The 19,955-nt window shown below is 45.0% G+C and carries 2 protein-coding genes; both read right to left on the bottom strand.

Annotated features, from left to right (window positions below; all coding sequences use genetic code 11):
• Positions 1 to 2: 2 nt before the first annotated feature.
• A complete protein-coding gene (locus tag DLE54_RS05310; protein WP_110816495.1) occupies positions 3 to 18,722 on the bottom strand; it encodes a Calx-beta domain-containing protein in 18,720 nt (6,239 codons plus the stop codon).
• Between the two features lie 53 nt (positions 18,723 to 18,775).
• Positions 18,776 to 19,753 (bottom strand): OmpA family protein, encoded by a 978-nt coding sequence (locus DLE54_RS05305; protein ID WP_110816494.1) that lies wholly within the window; start codon positions 19,751 to 19,753, stop codon positions 18,776 to 18,778.
• Positions 19,754 to 19,955: the final 202 nt, after the last annotated feature.

Genomic DNA, 19,955 nt, shown 5'->3' with positions numbered 1-19,955 from the left:
AGTTAGATAATATAATTATTAATTAAGTCATCTACAGTACCCGTAAAACCATTTAACTGAATATTAAGATCTGTTTGAGCAGCGGTATATGTACCACCTATATATCCTCCATTTGAGCTAACATGAAGAACATTGCCCTCCAAGTTAACATATTTTGCCATGCTCACTACATCATCAAGGGTTTCACCTTGTAATAAATCACTCAGTTGAATCTTATCACCAGGAGCAAGATCAGTAATGATATCAAAATCAGGTGTGCCTATGCTCCCTTTATCTGCAGCTAACCAAACAAAGGTATCATTACCATCACCGCCAGTTAAAATGTCATTGCCAGACTTACCTCGAATAATATCGTCACCAGCACCACCTTTAAGAACATCGGGAGCAGCTGCACGACCTATTAAAATATCGGAATTAGCAGTTCCTGTTAAGTTGACACCATCTCCTTTTAGATATATATCCAAAATTTGATTTGACGATACATAATCACCATCATTATCTTTAACTGTAAACTCTATTGACTCTTGATAAAATTTTGATGCAGCTGCTTGGTAAGTATACTCTCCGCTTAACACATCTAGAACCATAACCCCACCTTGAGCCGTTTTGATAGTGAGGTCAAATGTAGCTGGGTTATAAACATTATATGCAACAGCGACATTATCTACAAACACCTTATTACTACCCTCATTATATCGATAAGTTTTATTATCTATAGTAATCTCATAGATAATGCCACCGTCAGCACCATAACCTGCATGTACTGGGCTTAAGTCACCTCTTATCAAGTTTTTAGATACTGAGGCCGGAAGCGTGCCAAGTAAAATATCATCAAGTTGGTTTAAGTTAGTAATTGCCTTTGCAAGCTCTGCATCATTAGTATTACCACCCCCATCTGGAGTACCATCATAGGCTATAGGTTTTAGATTAGTAGTATCACTCACGCCCGTTCCCATTGAAAACGCATAAGACTTAATATCCTGACTCTCTAGGAATGCGATCCAAGCTGCCTCCTCACCTGTTCCAATACCCGCATCCCTAAAGTCACTTGAGTTTCCTGGCCCGGTACGTACGCTACCTCCTAAGGTAGTATCTTGTACCCCTACCTTAGTATCATAATATCCACCCGTCCATACTTTGTTAGCATCACTGGTTTGTCCATAGGTAGGATTGCCATCCGTCAAAAAGTAAGAATAGTTTGTTGCATTTGCAAGCTTGCCTGTCTCTTCAAAAGCTTGAGTAGCAGCATATAATGCAGCATCATAGTTGGTACCTCCGCTTGCACCAAGACCGCTGACAATAGCTTTAGCCTCAGACACTGTCATCCATCTATTCACAATATTACCAGGATTGCCGTTAGCGGATGTACTAAATGTCACCAACTGTACTCTGACATCACCCAGTTCGTCATAACCCTCAAGCAATTTATTAATTGCTTGTTTAGCAACCTCAAGACGAGTATATTCTCCACCACCTGGTTTTGATACACCTGATGAATAATTCATACTTGCTGAGATATCTAAAGTAATCATCACGTTAGAATTCACTGGCTCAACTGGTATGCTGATAGAACCTAGTCCCAGTGTTGGTGAATCATCTTCAACGATTACTGATAGTACAGCCGACTGAGAGCTGCCTCTACCATCATTAACAACAACTCCAAAATCGATAGCTAATTCATCTTCGATGCTGGTCACTGAAGCATTTGGATTATTTGGTGCATGATCTATAGCATGTAACAAAGTTGTCTTATAGTCGGCACTAAAGCCTGTACCAGTAGATTTAATTGAGCCAACTTCAATAGTCATCACCTTGACCGAAGAACCGTCTAAAGTAACTGTACCCGTTAATGTATTTGTACCAGCATTCCATGTCCAAATAACTTCGTTACCTTGAACTTTAATACCAGCTGGACCATTTAATGTAACACTAAAGTCTCCTAGATTAGTGTTATCTACATCAGTAAATGAGATGGTTCCACTAGCTGTTATCTCATTAGTAGTATCACTAGTACCAATATTGTCTTTAATTCCACCAACAAGCCCTTCTTCTGACACTCGAACCGGAGCTATAGTATTAATGACAGGAATATCATTGGTACCATTGATGGTAATTTTTAGTACCGCAATATCACTTAAAGTTCCATCGCTCATAGTGTAGTTAAAGCTTTCTATTAACGGTGCACTATTTTCATTCAATGCTTGAACAATAGCATTAGAATTATCAACAATATAGGTGTATCCACCATCTGAATTTAGCGTCAAGGTACCATAGGTTCCAACTAACGCTGTACCGACAGTTCCAGAAGCTCCAGAACCCTCAATAGCTCCAGTGCGAATTTCAGTTACAATAGCATTGGTTTGAGTTGGATCGTCATTACTTAACACATTGCCTGTTGGATTAATGCCTCCTGCAATATTGTTTACCCCACCACCCTCTTTTGCATTTGCAGTATCATCTACAGCAGTAATGTCGTCATTAATAATAGTACCAATACCGGTCCCCTTTGCAATGGTGCTATTAGTAGCATTCGATAAGATTACACTAAAGACTTCGGTTTGCTCCCATGTATTATCATTTGTAATTGGTACAGTGATGGTTTGGGATACAGTACCAGGTGGGAATGTTAAAGTTCCAGACGTAGCAGTATAGTCAGATAATGAGTTTGCTGTACCATTATTTGTAGCATAATCAACAGTCACAGATTCTGTAGTTTCACCAGTTAATGTAACTGTAAATGTCATAGTGCCATCTGCTTCATTAACCGTAACATCGTTTATCGATATCGTTGGTCGAACATCATTATCAAGAATACTACCTGTAGCGCTAACACCGCCAACTGTCACCGTCGTGGTCTCAGTATTTTCAAAAATAACATCATCAATCGTTGGGTAAGTCACCGTAAAGCTGGTCACACCCGCTGGTACCGTGATGGTGCCTGTAGCAGCATCATAGATAACGCCATTACTAAATGTCGGAGGAACCGTGTAGTCAGCACCTTCTGTAGCAGTGTTACCCACTAAGCTAAAGCTATAAGTGACGTCTGCTTGGGTTGCTGGACCTTGTAAGGTCACCTCATGAACAAGATCACCACCTTCTGTGACTTCTGCATCAGTGACCGTAAGCGCAGGAGCTAAATCATTATCAAGAATACTACCAGTAGCGCTAACACCGCCAACTGTCACCGTCGTGGTCTCAGTATTTTCAAAAATAACATCATCAATCGTTGGGTAAGTCACCGTAAAGCTGGTCACACCCGCTGGTACCGTGATGGTGCCTGTAGCAGCATCATAGATAACGCCATTACTAAATGTCGGAGGAACCGTGTAGTCAGCACCTTCTGTAGCAGTGTTACCCACTAAGCTAAAGCTATAAGTGACGTCTGCTTGGGTTGCTGGACCTTGTAAGGTCACCTCATGAACAAGATCACCACCTTCTGTGACTTCTGCATCAGTGACCGTAAGCGCAGGAGCTAAATCATTATCAAGAATACTACCTGTAGCGCTAACACCGCCAACTGTCACCGTCGTGGTCTCAGTATTTTCAAAAATAACATCATCAATCGTTGGGTAAGTCACCGTAAAGCTGGTCACACCCGCTGGTACCGTGATGGTGCCTGTAGCAGCATCATAGATAACGCCATTACTAAATGTCGGAGGAACCGTGTAGTCAGCACCTTCTGTAGCAGTGTTACCCACTAAGCTAAAGCTATAAGTGACGTCTGCTTGGGTTGCTGGACCTTGTAAGGTCACCTCATGAACAAGATCACCACCTTCTGTGACTTCTGCATCAGTGACCGTAAGCGCAGGAGCTAAATCATTATCAAGAATACTACCAGTAGCGCTAACACCGCCAACTGTCACCGTCGTGGTCTCAGTATTTTCAAAAATAACATCATCAATCGTTGGGTAAGTCACCGTAAAGCTGGTCACACCCGCTGGTACCGTGATGGTGCCTGTAGCAGCATCATAGATAACGCCATTACTAAATGTCGGAGGAACCGTGTAGTCAGCACCTTCTGTAGCAGTGTTACCCACTAAGCTAAAGCTATAAGTGACGTCTGCTTGGGTTGCTGGACCTTGTAAGGTCACCTCATGAACAAGATCACCACCTTCTGTGACTTCTGCATCAGTGACCGTAAGCGCAGGAGCTAAATCATTATCAAGAATACTACCAGTAGCGCTAACACCGCCAACTGTCACCGTCGTGGTCTCAGTATTTTCAAAAATAACATCATCAATCGTTGGGTAAGTCACCGTAAAGCTGGTCACACCCGCTGGTACCGTGATGGTGCCTGTAGCAGCATCATAGATAACGCCATTACTAAATGTCGGAGGAACCGTGTAGTCAGCACCTTCTGTAGCAGTGTTACCCACTAAGCTAAAGCTATAAGTGACGTCTGCTTGGGTTGCTGGACCTTGTAAGGTCACCTCATGAACAAGATCACCACCTTCTGTGACTTCTGCATCAGTGACCGTAAGCGCAGGAGCTAAATCATTATCAAGAATACTACCTGTAGCGCTAACACCGCCAACTGTCACCGTCGTGGTCTCAGTATTTTCAAAAATAACATCATCAATCGTTGGGTAAGTCACCGTAAAGCTGGTCACACCCGCTGGTACCGTGATGGTGCCTGTAGCAGCATCATAGATAACGCCATTACTAAATGTCGGAGGAACCGTGTAGTCAGCACCTTCTGTAGCAGTGTTACCCACTAAGCTAAAGCTATAAGTGACGTCTGCTTGGGTTGCTGGACCTTGTAAGGTCACCTCATGAACAAGATCACCACCTTCTGTGACTTCTGCATCAGTGACCGTAAGCGCAGGAGCTAAATCATTATCAAGAATACTACCTGTAGCGCTAACACCGCCAACTGTCACCGTCGTGGTCTCAGTATTTTCAAAAATAACATCATCAATCGTTGGGTAAGTCACCGTAAAGCTGGTCACACCCGCTGGTACCGTAATGGTGCCTGTAGCAGCATCATAGATAACGCCATTACTAAATGTCGGAGGAACCGTGTAGTCAGCACCTTCTGTAGCAGTGTTACCCACTAAGCTAAAGCTATAAGTGACGTCTGCTTGGGTTGCTGGACCTTGTAAGGTCACCTCATGAACAAGATCACCACCTTCTGTGACTTCTGCATCAGTGACCGTAAGCGCAGGAGCTAAATCATTATCAAGAATACTACCAGTAGCGCTAACACCGCCAACTGTCACCGTCGTGGTCTCAGTATTTTCAAAAATAACATCATCAATCGTTGGGTAAGTCACCGTAAAGCTGGTCACACCCGCTGGTACCGTGATGGTGCCTGTAGCAGCATCATAGATAACGCCATTACTAAATGTCGGAGGAACCGTGTAGTCAGCACCTTCTGTAGCAGTGTTACCCACTAAGCTAAAGCTATAAGTGACGTCTGCTTGGGTTGCTGGACCTTGTAAGGTCACCTCATGAACAAGATCACCACCTTCTGTGACTTCTGCATCAGTGACCGTAAGCGCAGGAGCTAAATCATTATCAAGAATACTACCTGTAGCGCTAACACCGCCAACTGTCACCGTCGTGGTCTCAGTATTTTCAAAAATAACATCATCAATCGTTGGGTAAGTCACCGTAAAGCTGGTCACACCCGCTGGTACCGTGATGGTGCCTGTAGCAGCATCATAGATAACGCCATTACTAAATGTCGGAGGAACCGTGTAGTCAGCACCTTCTGTAGCAGTGTTACCCACTAAGCTAAAGCTATAAGTGACGTCTGCTTGGGTTGCTGGACCTTGTAAGGTCACCTCATGAACAAGATCACCACCTTCTGTGACTTCTGCATCAGTGACCGTAAGCGCAGGAGCTAAATCATTATCAAGAATACTACCAGTAGCGCTAACACCGCCAACTGTCACCGTCGTGGTCTCAGTATTTTCAAAAATAACATCATCAATCGTTGGGTAAGTCACCGTAAAGCTGGTCACACCCGCTGGTACCGTGATGGTGCCTGTAGCAGCATCATAGATAACGCCATTACTAAATGTCGGAGGAACCGTGTAGTCAGCACCTTCTGTAGCAGTGTTACCCACTAAGCTAAAGCTATAAGTGACGTCTGCTTGGGTTGCTGGACCTTGTAAGGTCACCTCATGAACAAGATCACCACCTTCTGTGACTTCTGCATCAGTGACCGTAAGCGCAGGAGCTAAATCATTATCAAGAATACTACCAGTAGCGCTAACACCGCCAACTGTCACCGTCGTGGTCTCAGTATTTTCAAAAATAACATCATCAATCGTTGGGTAAGTCACCGTAAAGCTGGTCACACCCGCTGGTACCGTGATGGTGCCTGTAGCAGCATCATAGATAACGCCATTACTAAATGTCGGAGGAACCGTGTAGTCAGCACCTTCTGTAGCAGTGTTACCCACTAAGCTAAAGCTATAAGTGACGTCTGCTTGGGTTGCTGGACCTTGTAAGGTCACCTCATGAACAAGATCACCACCTTCTGTGACTTCTGCATCAGTGACCGTAAGCGCAGGAGCTAAATCATTATCAAGAATACTACCAGTAGCGCTAACACCGCCAACTGTCACCGTCGTGGTCTCAGTATTTTCAAAAATAACATCATCAATCGTTGGGTAAGTCACCGTAAAGCTGGTCACACCCGCTGGTACCGTGATGGTGCCTGTAGCAGCATCATAGATAACGCCATTACTAAATGTCGGAGGAACCGTGTAGTCAGCACCTTCTGTAGCAGTGTTACCCACTAAGCTAAAGCTATAAGTGACGTCTGCTTGGGTTGCTGGACCTTGTAAGGTCACCTCATGAACAAGATCACCACCTTCTGTGACTTCTGCATCAGTGACCGTAAGCGCAGGAGCTAAATCATTATCAAGAATACTACCAGTAGCGCTAACACCGCCAACTGTCACCGTCGTGGTCTCAGTATTTTCAAAAATAACATCATCAATCGTTGGGTAAGTCACCGTAAAGCTGGTCACACCCGCTGGTACCGTGATGGTGCCTGTAGCAGCATCATAGATAACGCCATTACTAAATGTCGGAGGAACCGTGTAGTCAGCACCTTCTGTAGCAGTGTTACCCACTAAGCTAAAGCTATAAGTGACGTCTGCTTGGGTTGCTGGACCTTGTAAGGTCACCTCATGAACAAGATCACCACCTTCTGTGACTTCTGCATCAGTGACCGTAAGCGCAGGAGCTAAATCATTATCAAGAATACTACCAGTAGCGCTAACACCGCCAACTGTCACCGTCGTGGTCTCAGTATTTTCAAAAATAACATCATCAATCGTTGGGTAAGTCACCGTAAAGCTGGTCACACCCGCTGGTACCGTGATGGTGCCTGTAGCAGCATCATAGATAACGCCATTACTAAATGTCGGAGGAACCGTGTAGTCAGCACCTTCTGTAGCAGTGTTACCCACTAAGCTAAAGCTATAAGTGACGTCTGCTTGGGTTGCTGGACCTTGTAAGGTCACCTCATGAACAAGATCACCACCTTCTGTGACTTCTGCATCAGTGACCGTAAGCGCAGGAGCTAAATCATTATCAAGAATACTACCTGTAGCGCTAACACCGCCAACTGTCACCGTCGTGGTCTCAGTATTTTCAAAAATAACATCATCAATCGTTGGGTAAGTCACCGTAAAGCTGGTCACACCCGCTGGTACCGTAATGGTGCCTGTAGCAGCATCATAGATAACGCCATTACTAAATGTCGGAGGAACCGTGTAGTCAGCACCTTCTGTAGCAGTGTTACCCACTAAGCTAAAGCTATAAGTGACGTCTGCTTGGGTTGCTGGACCTTGTAAGGTCACCTCATGAACAAGATCACCACCTTCTGTGACTTCTGCATCAGTGACCGTAAGCGCAGGAGCTAAATCATTATCAAGAATACTACCAGTAGCGCTAACACCGCCAACTGTCACCGTCGTGGTCTCAGTATTTTCAAAAATAACATCATCAATCGTTGGGTAAGTCACCGTAAAGCTGGTCACACCCGCTGGTACCGTGATGGTGCCTGTAGCAGCATCATAGATAACGCCATTACTAAATGTCGGAGGAACCGTGTAGTCAGCACCTTCTGTAGCAGTGTTACCCACTAAGCTAAAGCTATAAGTGACGTCTGCTTGGGTTGCTGGACCTTGTAAGGTCACCTCATGAACAAGATCACCACCTTCTGTGACTTCTGCATCAGTGACCGTAAGCGCAGGAGCTAAATCATTATCAAGAATACTACCAGTAGCGCTAACACCGCCAACTGTCACCGTCGTGGTCTCAGTATTTTCAAAAATAACATCATCAATCGTTGGGTAAGTCACCGTAAAGCTGGTCACACCCGCTGGTACCGTAATGGTGCCTGTAGCAGCATCATAGATAACGCCATTACTAAATGTCGGAGGAACCGTGTAGTCAGCACCTTCTGTAGCAGTGTTACCCACTAAGCTAAAGCTATAAGTGACGTCTGCTTGGGTTGCTGGACCTTGTAAGGTCACCTCATGAACAAGATCACCACCTTCTGTGACTTCTGCATCAGTGACCGTAAGCGCAGGAGCTAAATCATTATCAAGAATACTACCTGTAGCGCTAACACCGCCAACTGTCACCGTCGTGGTCTCAGTATTTTCAAAAATAACATCATCAATCGTTGGGTAAGTCACCGTAAAGCTGGTCACACCCGCTGGTACCGTGATGGTGCCTGTAGCAGCATCATAGATAACGCCATTACTAAATGTCGGAGGAACCGTGTAGTCAGCACCTTCTGTAGCAGTGTTACCCACTAAGCTAAAGCTATAAGTGACGTCTGCTTGGGTTGCTGGACCTTGTAAGGTCACCTCATGAACAAGATCACCACCTTCTGTGACTTCTGCATCAGTGACCGTAAGCGCAGGAGCTAAATCATTATCAAGAATACTACCAGTAGCGCTAACACCGCCAACTGTCACCGTCGTGGTCTCAGTATTTTCAAAAATAACATCATCAATCGTTGGGTAAGTCACCGTAAAGCTGGTCACACCCGCTGGTACCGTGATGGTGCCTGTAGCAGCATCATAGATAACGCCATTACTAAATGTCGGAGGAACCGTGTAGTCAGCACCTTCTGTAGCAGTGTTACCCACTAAGCTAAAGCTATAAGTGACGTCTGCTTGGGTTGCTGGACCTTGTAAGGTCACCTCATGAACAAGATCACCACCTTCTGTGACTTCTGCATCAGTGACCGTAAGCGCAGGAGCTAAATCATTATCAAGAATACTACCAGTAGCGCTAACACCGCCAACTGTCACCGTCGTGGTCTCAGTATTTTCAAAAATAACATCATCAATCGTTGGGTAAGTCACCGTAAAGCTGGTCACACCCGCTGGTACCGTGATGGTGCCTGTAGCAGCATCATAGATAACGCCATTACTAAATGTCGGAGGAACCGTGTAGTCAGCACCTTCTGTAGCAGTGTTACCCACTAAGCTAAAGCTATAAGTGACGTCTGCTTGGGTTGCTGGACCTTGTAAGGTCACCTCATGAACAAGATCACCACCTTCTGTGACTTCTGCATCAGTGACCGTAAGCGCAGGAGCTAAATCATTATCAAGAATACTACCAGTAGCGCTAACACCGCCAACTGTCACCGTCGTGGTCTCAGTATTTTCAAAAATAACATCATCAATCGTTGGGTAAGTCACCGTAAAGCTGGTCACACCCGCTGGTACCGTGATGGTGCCTGTAGCAGCATCATAGATAACGCCATTACTAAATGTCGGAGGAACCGTGTAGTCAGCACCTTCTGTAGCAGTGTTACCCACTAAGCTAAAGCTATAAGTGACGTCTGCTTGGGTTGCTGGACCTTGTAAGGTCACCTCATGAACAAGATCACCACCTTCTGTGACTTCTGCATCAGTGACCGTAAGCGCAGGAGCTAAATCATTATCAAGAATACTACCAGTAGCGCTAACACCGCCAACTGTCACCGTCGTGGTCTCAGTATTTTCAAAAATAACATCATCAATCGTTGGGTAAGTCACCGTAAAGCTGGTCACACCCGCTGGTACCGTGATGGTGCCTGTAGCAGCATCATAGATAACGCCATTACTAAATGTCGGAGGAACCGTGTAGTCAGCACCTTCTGTAGCAGTGTTACCCACTAAGCTAAAGCTATAAGTGACGTCTGCTTGGGTTGCTGGACCTTGTAAGGTCACCTCATGAACAAGATCACCACCTTCTGTGACTTCTGCATCAGTGACCGTAAGCGCAGGAGCTAAATCATTATCAAGAATACTACCTGTAGCGCTAACACCGCCAACTGTCACCGTCGTGGTCTCAGTATTTTCAAAAATAACATCATCAATCGTTGGGTAAGTCACCGTAAAGCTGGTCACACCCGCTGGTACCGTGATGGTGCCTGTAGCAGCATCATAGATAACGCCATTACTAAATGTCGGAGGAACCGTGTAGTCAGCACCTTCTGTAGCAGTGTTACCCACTAAGCTAAAGCTATAAGTGACGTCTGCTTGGGTTGCTGGACCTTGTAAGGTCACCTCATGAACAAGATCACCACCTTCTGTGACTTCTGCATCAGTGACCGTAAGCGCAGGAGCTAAATCATTATCAAGAATACTACCAGTAGCGCTAACACCGCCAACTGTCACCGTCGTGGTCTCAGTATTTTCAAAAATAACATCATCAATCGTTGGGTAAGTCACCGTAAAGCTGGTCACACCCGCTGGTACCGTGATGGTGCCTGTAGCAGCATCATAGATAACGCCATTACTAAATGTCGGAGGAACCGTGTAGTCAGCACCTTCTGTAGCAGTGTTACCCACTAAGCTAAAGCTATAAGTGACGTCTGCTTGGGTTGCTGGACCTTGTAAGGTCACCTCATGAACAAGATCACCACCTTCTGTGACTTCTGCATCAGTGACCGTAAGCGCAGGAGCTAAATCATTATCAAGAATACTACCTGTAGCGCTAACACCGCCAACTGTCACCGTCGTGGTCTCAGTATTTTCAAAAATAACATCATCAATCGTTGGGTAAGTCACCGTAAAGCTGGTCACACCCGCTGGTACCGTGATGGTGCCTGTAGCAGCATCATAGATAACGCCATTACTAAATGTCGGAGGAACCGTGTAGTCAGCACCTTCTGTAGCAGTGTTACCCACTAAGCTAAAGCTATAAGTGACGTCTGCTTGGGTTGCTGGACCTTGTAAGGTCACCTCATGAACAAGATCACCACCTTCTGTGACTTCTGCATCAGTGACCGTAAGCGCAGGAGCTAAATCATTATCAAGAATACTACCAGTAGCGCTAACACCGCCAACTGTCACCGTCGTGGTCTCAGTATTTTCAAAAATAACATCATCAATCGTTGGGTAAGTCACCGTAAAGCTGGTCACACCCGCTGGTACCGTAATGGTGCCTGTAGCAGCATCATAGATAACGCCATTACTAAATGTCGGAGGAACCGTGTAGTCAGCACCTTCTGTAGCAGTGTTACCCACTAAGCTAAAGCTATAAGTGACGTCTGCTTGGGTTGCTGGACCTTGTAAGGTCACCTCATGAACAAGATCACCACCTTCTGTGACTTCTGCATCAGTGACCGTAAGCGCAGGAGCTAAATCATTATCAAGAATACTACCTGTAGCGCTAACACCGCCAACTGTCACCGTCGTGGTCTCAGTATTTTCAAAAATAACATCATCAATCGTTGGGTAAGTCACCGTAAAGCTGGTCACACCCGCTGGTACCGTGATGGTGCCTGTAGCAGCATCATAGATAACGCCATTACTAAATGTCGGAGGAACCGTGTAGTCAGCACCTTCTGTAGCAGTGTTACCCACTAAGCTAAAGCTATAAGTGACGTCTGCTTGGGTTGCTGGACCTTGTAAGGTCACCTCATGAACAAGATCACCACCTTCTGTGACTTCTGCATCAGTGACCGTAAGCGCAGGAGCTAAATCATTATCAAGAATACTACCTGTAGCGCTAACACCGCCAACTGTCACCGTCGTGGTCTCAGTATTTTCAAAAATAACATCATCAATCGTTGGGTAAGTCACCGTAAAGCTGGTCACACCCGCTGGTACCGTGATGGTGCCTGTAGCAGCATCATAGATAACGCCATTACTAAATGTCGGAGGAACCGTGTAGTCAGCACCTTCTGTAGCAGTGTTACCCACTAAGCTAAAGCTATAAGTGACGTCTGCTTGGGTTGCTGGACCTTGTAAGGTCACCTCATGAACAAGATCACCACCTTCTGTGACTTCTGCATCAGTGACCGTAAGCGCAGGAGCTAAATCATTATCAAGAATACTACCAGTAGCGCTAACACCGCCAACTGTCACCGTCGTGGTCTCAGTATTTTCAAAAATAACATCATCAATCGTTGGGTAAGTCACCGTAAAGCTGGTCACACCCGCTGGTACCGTGATGGTGCCTGTAGCAGCATCATAGATAACGCCATTACTAAATGTCGGAGGAACCGTGTAGTCAGCACCTTCTGTAGCAGTGTTACCCACTAAGCTAAAGCTATAAGTGACGTCTGCTTGGGTTGCTGGACCTTGTAAGGTCACCTCATGAACAAGATCACCACCTTCTGTGACTTCTGCATCAGTGACCGTAAGCGCAGGAGCTAAATCATTATCAAGAATACTACCAGTAGCGCTAACACCGCCAACTGTCACCGTCGTGGTCTCAGTATTTTCAAAAATAACATCATCAATCGTTGGGTAAGTCACCGTAAAGCTGGTCACACCCGCTGGTACCGTGATGGTGCCTGTAGCAGCATCATAGATAACGCCATTACTAAATGTCGGAGGAACCGTGTAGTCAGCACCTTCTGTAGCAGTGTTACCCACTAAGCTAAAGCTATAAGTGACGTCTGCTTGGGTTGCTGGACCTTGTAAGGTCACCTCATGAACAAGATCACCACCTTCTGTGACTTCTGCATCAGTGACCGTAAGCGCAGGAGCTAAATCATTATCAAGAATACTACCAGTAGCGCTAACACCGCCAACTGTCACCGTCGTGGTCTCAGTATTTTCAAAAATAACATCATCAATCGTTGGGTAAGTCACCGTAAAGCTGGTCACACCCGCTGGTACCGTGATGGTGCCTGTAGCAGCATCATAGATAACGCCATTACTAAATGTCGGAGGAACCGTGTAGTCAGCACCTTCTGTAGCAGTGTTACCCACTAAGCTAAAGCTATAAGTGACGTCTGCTTGGGTTGCTGGACCTTGTAAGGTCACCTCATGAACAAGATCACCACCTTCTGTGACTTCTGCATCAGTGACCGTAAGCGCAGGAGCTAAATCATTATCAAGAATACTACCTGTAGCGCTAACACCGCCAACTGTCACCGTCGTGGTCTCAGTATTTTCAAAAATAACATCATCAATCGTTGGGTAAGTCACCGTAAAGCTGGTCACACCCGCTGGTACCGTAATGGTGCCTGTAGCAGCATCATAGATAACGCCATTACTAAATGTCGGAGGAACCGTGTAGTCAGCACCTTCTGTAGCAGTGTTACCCACTAAGCTAAAGCTATAAGTGACGTCTGCTTGGGTTGCTGGACCTTGTAAGGTCACCTCATGAACAAGATCACCACCTTCTGTGACTTCTGCATCAGTGACCGTAAGCGCAGGAGCTAAATCATTATCAAGAATACTACCTGTAGCGCTAACACCGCCAACTGTCACCGTCGTGGTCTCAGTATTTTCAAAAATAACATCATCAATCGTTGGGTAAGTCACCGTAAAGCTGGTCACACCCGCTGGTACCGTGATGGTGCCTGTAGCAGCATCATAGATAACGCCATTACTAAATGTCGGAGGAACCGTGTAGTCAGCACCTTCTGTAGCAGTGTTACCCACTAAGCTAAAGCTATAAGTGACGTCTGCTTGGGTTGCTGGACCTTGTAAGGTCACCTCATGAACAAGATCACCACCTTCTGTGACTTCTGCATCAGTGACCGTAAGCGCAGGAGCTAAATCATTATCAAGAATACTACCAGTAGCGCTAACACCGCCAACTGTCACCGTCGTGGTCTCAGTATTTTCAAGAATAACATCATCAATCGTTGGGTAAGTCACCGTAAAGCTGGTCACACCCGCTGGTACCGTGATGGTGCCTGTAGCAGCATCATAGATAACGCCATTACTAAATGTCGGAGGAACCGTGTAGTCAGCACCTTCTGTAGCAGTGTTACCCACTAAGCTAAAGCTATAAGTGACGTCTGCTTGGGTTGCTGGACCTTGTAAGGTCACCTCATGAACAAGATCACCACCTTCTGTGACTTCTGCATCAGTGACCGTAAGCGCAGGTGCTGAATCATTATCTAACACCACACCGGTGGCACTAGCGGTACCTAAGGTGGCGTTAACTGGACTGCTAATCTCAAGCACCATCTCTTCTGATTGCTCATAGATCGCATCATCAACAACAGTTACCGTAATTGCAGGAGCCGCTGTCTGACCCGCTTTAATGGTGATGGTCGCCCCATTGGTTAGGAAGTCTGCAATGTCTGCTTGAGTGCTAAGCGTCACCACTGTACCAGCGGCATTGGTGTAGCTGATACTAGCAATATCTGCCGCTTCAATTGAGTTGTCAGAGGCACCAAGCTTCACATTAACTGTAGTATCAAAGTTACTGACCTTGTCTTGTGACACAGTAAACACTAACGGATCATCAGCACCGCCTTCAACCGCTTTATCATCAGTGGCTGCAATGCTAACCGTTGGCTTATCACCATCGTTAGGCTCTTCTGTACCGGTATTGTCATTATCTAACACCACACCGGTAGCACTAGCGCTACCTAAGGTGGCGTTAACTGGACTGCTAATCTCAAGCACCATCTCTTCTGATTGCTCATAGATCGCATCATCAACAACAGTTACCGTAATTGCAGGAGCCGCTGTCTGACCCGCTTTAATGGTGATGGTCGCCCCATTGGTTAGGAAGTCTGCAATGTCTGCTTGAGTGCTAAGCGTCACCACTGTACCAGCGGCATTGGTGTAGCTGATACTAGCAATATCTGCCGCTTCAATTGAGTTGTCAGAGGCACCAAGCTTCACATTAACTGTGGTATCAAAGTTACTGACCTTGTCTTGTGACACAGTAAACACTAACGGATCATCAGCACCGCCTTCAACCGCTTTATCATCAGTGGCTGCAATGCTAACCGTTGGCTTATCACCATCGTTAGGCTCTTCTGTACCGGTATTGTCATTATCTAACACCACACCGGTAGCACTAGCGCTACCTAAGGTGGCGTTAACTGGACTGCTAATCTCAAGCACCATCTCTTCTGATTGCTCATAGATCGCATCATCAACAACAGTTACCGTAATTGCAGGAGCCGCTGTCTGACCCGCTTTAATGGTGATGGTCGCCCCATTGGTTAGGAAGTCTGCAATGTCTGCTTGAGTGCTAAGCGTCACCACTGTACCAGCGGCATTGGTGTAGCTGATACTAGCAATATCTGCCGCTTCAATTGAGTTGTCAGAGGCACCAAGCTTCACATTAACTGTAGTATCAAAGTTACTGACCTTGTCTTGTGACACAGTAAAAACTAACGGATCATCAGCACCGCCTTCAACCGCTTTATCATCAGTGGCTGCAATGCTAACCGTTGGCTTATCACCATCGTTAGGCTCTTCTGTACCGGTATTGTCATTATCTAACACCACACCGGTAGCACTAGCGCTACCTAAGGTGGCGTTAACTGGACTGCTAATCTCAAGCACCATCTCTTCTGATTGCTCATAGATCGCATCATCAACAACAGTTACCGTAATTGCAGGAGCCGCTGTCTGACCCGCTTTAATGGTGATGGTCGCCCCATTGGTTAGGAAGTCTGCAATGTCTGCTTGAGTGCTAAGCGTCACCACTGTACCAGCGGCATTGGTGTAGCTGATACTAGCAATATCTGCCGCTTCAATTGAGTTGTCAGAGGCACCAAGCTTCACATTAACTGTAGTATCAAAGTTACTGACCTTGTCTTGTGACACAGTAAACACTAACGGATCATCAGCACCGCCTTCAACCGCTTTATCATCAGTGGCTGCAATGCTAACCGTTGGCTTATCACCATCGTTAGGCTCTTCTGTACCGGTATTGTCATTATCTAACACCACACCGGTAGCACTAGCGCTACCTAAGGTGGCGTTAACTGGACTGCTAATCTCAAGCACCATCTCTTCTGATTGCTCATAGATCGCATCATCAACAACAGTTACCGTAATTGCAGGAGCCGCTGTCTGACCCGCTTTAATGGTGATGGTCGCCCCATTGGTTAGGAAGTCTGCAATGTCTGCTTGAGTGCTAAGCGTCACCACTGTACCAGCGGCATTGGTGTAGCTGATACTAGCAATATCTGCCGCTTCAATTGAGTTGTCAGAGGCACCAAGCTTCACATTAACTGTAGTATCAAAGTTACTGACCTTGTCTTGTGACACAGTAAACACTAACGGATCATCAGCACCGCCTTCAACCGCTTTATCATCAGTGGCTGCAATGCTAACCGTTGGCTTATCACCATCGTTAGGCTCTTCTGTACCGGTATTGTCATTATCTAACACCACACCGGTAGCACTAGCGCTACCTAAGGTGGCGTTAACTGGACTGCTAATCTCAAGCACCATCTCTTCTGATTGCTCATAGATCGCATCATCAACAACAGTTACCGTAATTGCAGGAGCCGCTGTCTGACCCGCTTTAATGGTGATGGTCGCCCCATTGGTTAGGAAGTCTGCAATGTCTGCTTGAGTGCTAAGCGTCACCACTGTACCAGCGGCATTGGTGTAGCTGATACTAGCAATATCTGCCGCTTCAATTGAGTTGTCAGAGGCACCAAGCTTCACATTAACTGTGGTATCAAAGTTACTGACCTTGTCTTGTGACACAGTAAACACTAACGGATCATCAGCACCGCCTTCAACCGCTTTATCATCAGTGGCTGCAATGCTAACCGTTGGCTTATCACCATCGTTAGGCTCTTCTGTACCGGTATTGTCATTATCTAACACCACACCGGTAGCACTAGCGCTACCTAAGGTGGCGTTAACTGGACTGCTAATCTCAAGCACCATCTCTTCTGATTGCTCATAGATCGCATCATCAACAACAGTTACCGTAATTGCAGGAGCCGCTGTCTGACCCGCTTTAATGGTGATGGTCGCCCCATTGGTTAGGAAGTCTGCAATGTCTGCTTGAGTGCTAAGCGTCACCACTGTACCAGCGGCATTGGTGTAGCTGATACTAGCAATATCTGCCGCTTCAATTGAGTTGTCAGAGGCACCAAGCTTCACATTAACTGTGGTATCAAAGTTACTGACCTTGTCTTGTGACACAGTAAACACTAACGGATCATCAGCACCGCCTTCAACCGCTTTATCATCAGTGGCTGCAATGCTAACCGTTGGCTTATCACCATCGTTAGGCTCTTCTGTACCGGTATTGTCATTATCTAACACCACACCGGTAGCACTAGCGCTACCTAAGGTGGCGTTAACTGGACTGCTAATCTCAAGCACCATCTCTTCTGATTGCTCATAGATCGCATCATCAACAACAGTTACCGTAATTGCAGGAGCCGCTGTCTGACCCGCTTTAATGGTGATGGTCGCCCCATTGGTTAGGAAGTCTGCAATGTCTGCTTGAGTGCTAAGCGTCACCACTGTACCAGCGGCATTGGTGTAGCTGATACTAGCAATATCTGCCGCTTCAATTGAGTTGTCAGAGGCACCAAGCTTCACATTAACTGTAGTATCAAAGTTACTGACCTTGTCTTGTGACACAGTAAACACTAACGGATCATCAGCACCGCCTTCAACCGCTTTATCATCAGTGGCTGCAATGCTAACCGTTGGCGGATAGACAATAGTAATCGTTGCCTCGTTTGATTGTAGACCAGTGGTGTCAGACACTACATATTTTATTGGTGTTTGATCACCAGTAAAGCCTAGATCTGGTTGAAAGGTTACGTCACCCGTTATCGTATCAACCTTCCATACCCCTTCACCAGCCACTATAACTTCCGTGGTTTGATTACCCGTATCTGGATCAATAAGCTTAACCGTCGTTGGGTCAAGGTTATTATTAGCATCCGTATCATTATTAATGACATCTATTATCACAGGCTTATTGGTTTCACCTAGTACGGTGTCATCATTTGCCACAGGAGGGTTTTTTACAGGCCCTTTATCATTATTATCTTTACCTATAGCTACAATAGGAATCAGACCTAAACCTAACCACCAAGGAAATCCTACAGGCGCAGTAACCCACCATGGTGCAAGCATTTCATCACCACCTAACGCTTGACCTTCTATCGCGCCAACTTCTAGCTGCGTGACATAGTCATATACTTGACCTGTATCTGGTATATAGTAGTAATAGTTTCCATCTTCAGCCATACCAATTAGTGCTTGATCATTACTTGCTTCTTCATCGATATGGTTGGCTTCATTTTGTTTTTTAGTAGACTTATAAAAGCCCTCAATAATCAAATCAGTTTCTTTACCTTCACGCTCAAATGAAACGTGTAGATTATTATCTATCCGCTTGGTAATAACGTGGTTTGGTGCACGTCCAATTGACTCGTCAAAAAATTCATAGTTGACGTTCTTAACAGCTTTGATGATATTGGGTTGGCCATCTTTAGTAACAGCTTGAATTTCTTGTATGGTCTGTTTGCTGTTGTGAACTTTTACGATAACAGTTTTCATGATTTTTACTCTAGCTTATAATATTAATTTTCAAATAAATTTGTTTAGGGCTTTTACTTTAATATTTGGTTGCCTTCTTGATCCACTCGTACTCGCTCCTTGATAACAGCGATGGTACGGCGGTTTAGTTGACGACCTTCTGCGGTTTTATTAGTCGCTCTCGGACGCTGCTCACCATAGCCTATAGCTGATAGTCGGTCAGGTGAAATATTAAATTTACTAATTAGGATCAGTTTAATAGCGTTGGCGCGTCTCTCTGATAGCTTTTGGTTATAGTCATCACTAGCGTTGCTATCTGTATGACCTTCTATTATTGCTGAGGTATTGCTGTATTTCTGCATAAATTCTGCCAGTTCTTGAACTTCATTAAAGTACTCCTGCTTAACGATAGCCTTATCGTTGTCAAACAATACTTCAAGCTCTATGCTGACTTCTTTTTCAAGTACCGGTGCTGGTACGGGTGATGTTATAACTGGCGCACTAGGCTTTATAACTGGACAGTTCGGAACGACTCGTGTAACTTGGTGCGCTTGATAACGTTTACCTTCTAGGTAGTCGAGTGCTTTGTCACTTTCTATTGGCTGGATAGTTGAGTTGCCTTGGCTATCTACATCTACATAGAAAAAATAGTGGTTGTTTGGGGCTAGATTGAAATCGATACTATTCGCTAACAGGTCATTTGTTTTTTGTCCAGTCACCTCAGTACTTAAACGGTTAACCCCTACACATGAGTAAACCTGAGTAAAGCTACCCGGCTGAAGACTTACTTGATAGCGGTCATTAATGGCAATATTGGCACTCGTCTGTTCGGGATCATTATCTGATGGTCTAACAAAAAAGATACTGACATTATCTTTAGGTATTGGTTTTTTAATTAAATCTTCAGGTTTAGTATCTGATTGTAGATGCCATCTTACATTACCTACTGCTTTAGAGTTGCTTTCATTCAAAATATTCACTGCACGTGATTCTATAGCTAATAAACTTGACGTTAACAAAGCTAGTGTAGTAAATAATTTTTTCGTTTTCATACTTTAGAATCCTGATTTGAGCAAATGAATGAAAGTTATAAAAAAGTAATAACAGCTAGCAAAATATTATATTTAATTACTTTATACGACTTACAATTAACTACATGTAATCTTTTTAATATTATAATACTTATTAAGGAATATTAAAATATTATTATCGATTATAATAAAAATATTTTTTACCAATTTATTAATTATCCTA

This window comes from Psychrobacter sp. YP14 (assembly GCF_003209315.1).
Taxonomy (GTDB): domain Bacteria; phylum Pseudomonadota; class Gammaproteobacteria; order Pseudomonadales; family Moraxellaceae; genus Psychrobacter; species Psychrobacter raelei.
The sequence above is the reverse complement of the archived record's forward strand: the minus strand, read 5'-3'. Positions and strand labels throughout refer to the sequence as shown.

Excerpts from the sequence above, each read along its gene's own strand:
- DLE54_RS05310 (WP_110816495.1), bottom strand. The coding sequence starts at position 18,722 with ATGAAAACTGTTATCGTAAAAGTTCACAACAGCAAACAGACCATACAA.
- DLE54_RS05305 (WP_110816494.1), bottom strand. The coding sequence starts at position 19,753 with ATGAAAACGAAAAAATTATTTACTACACTAGCTTTGTTAACGTCAAGT.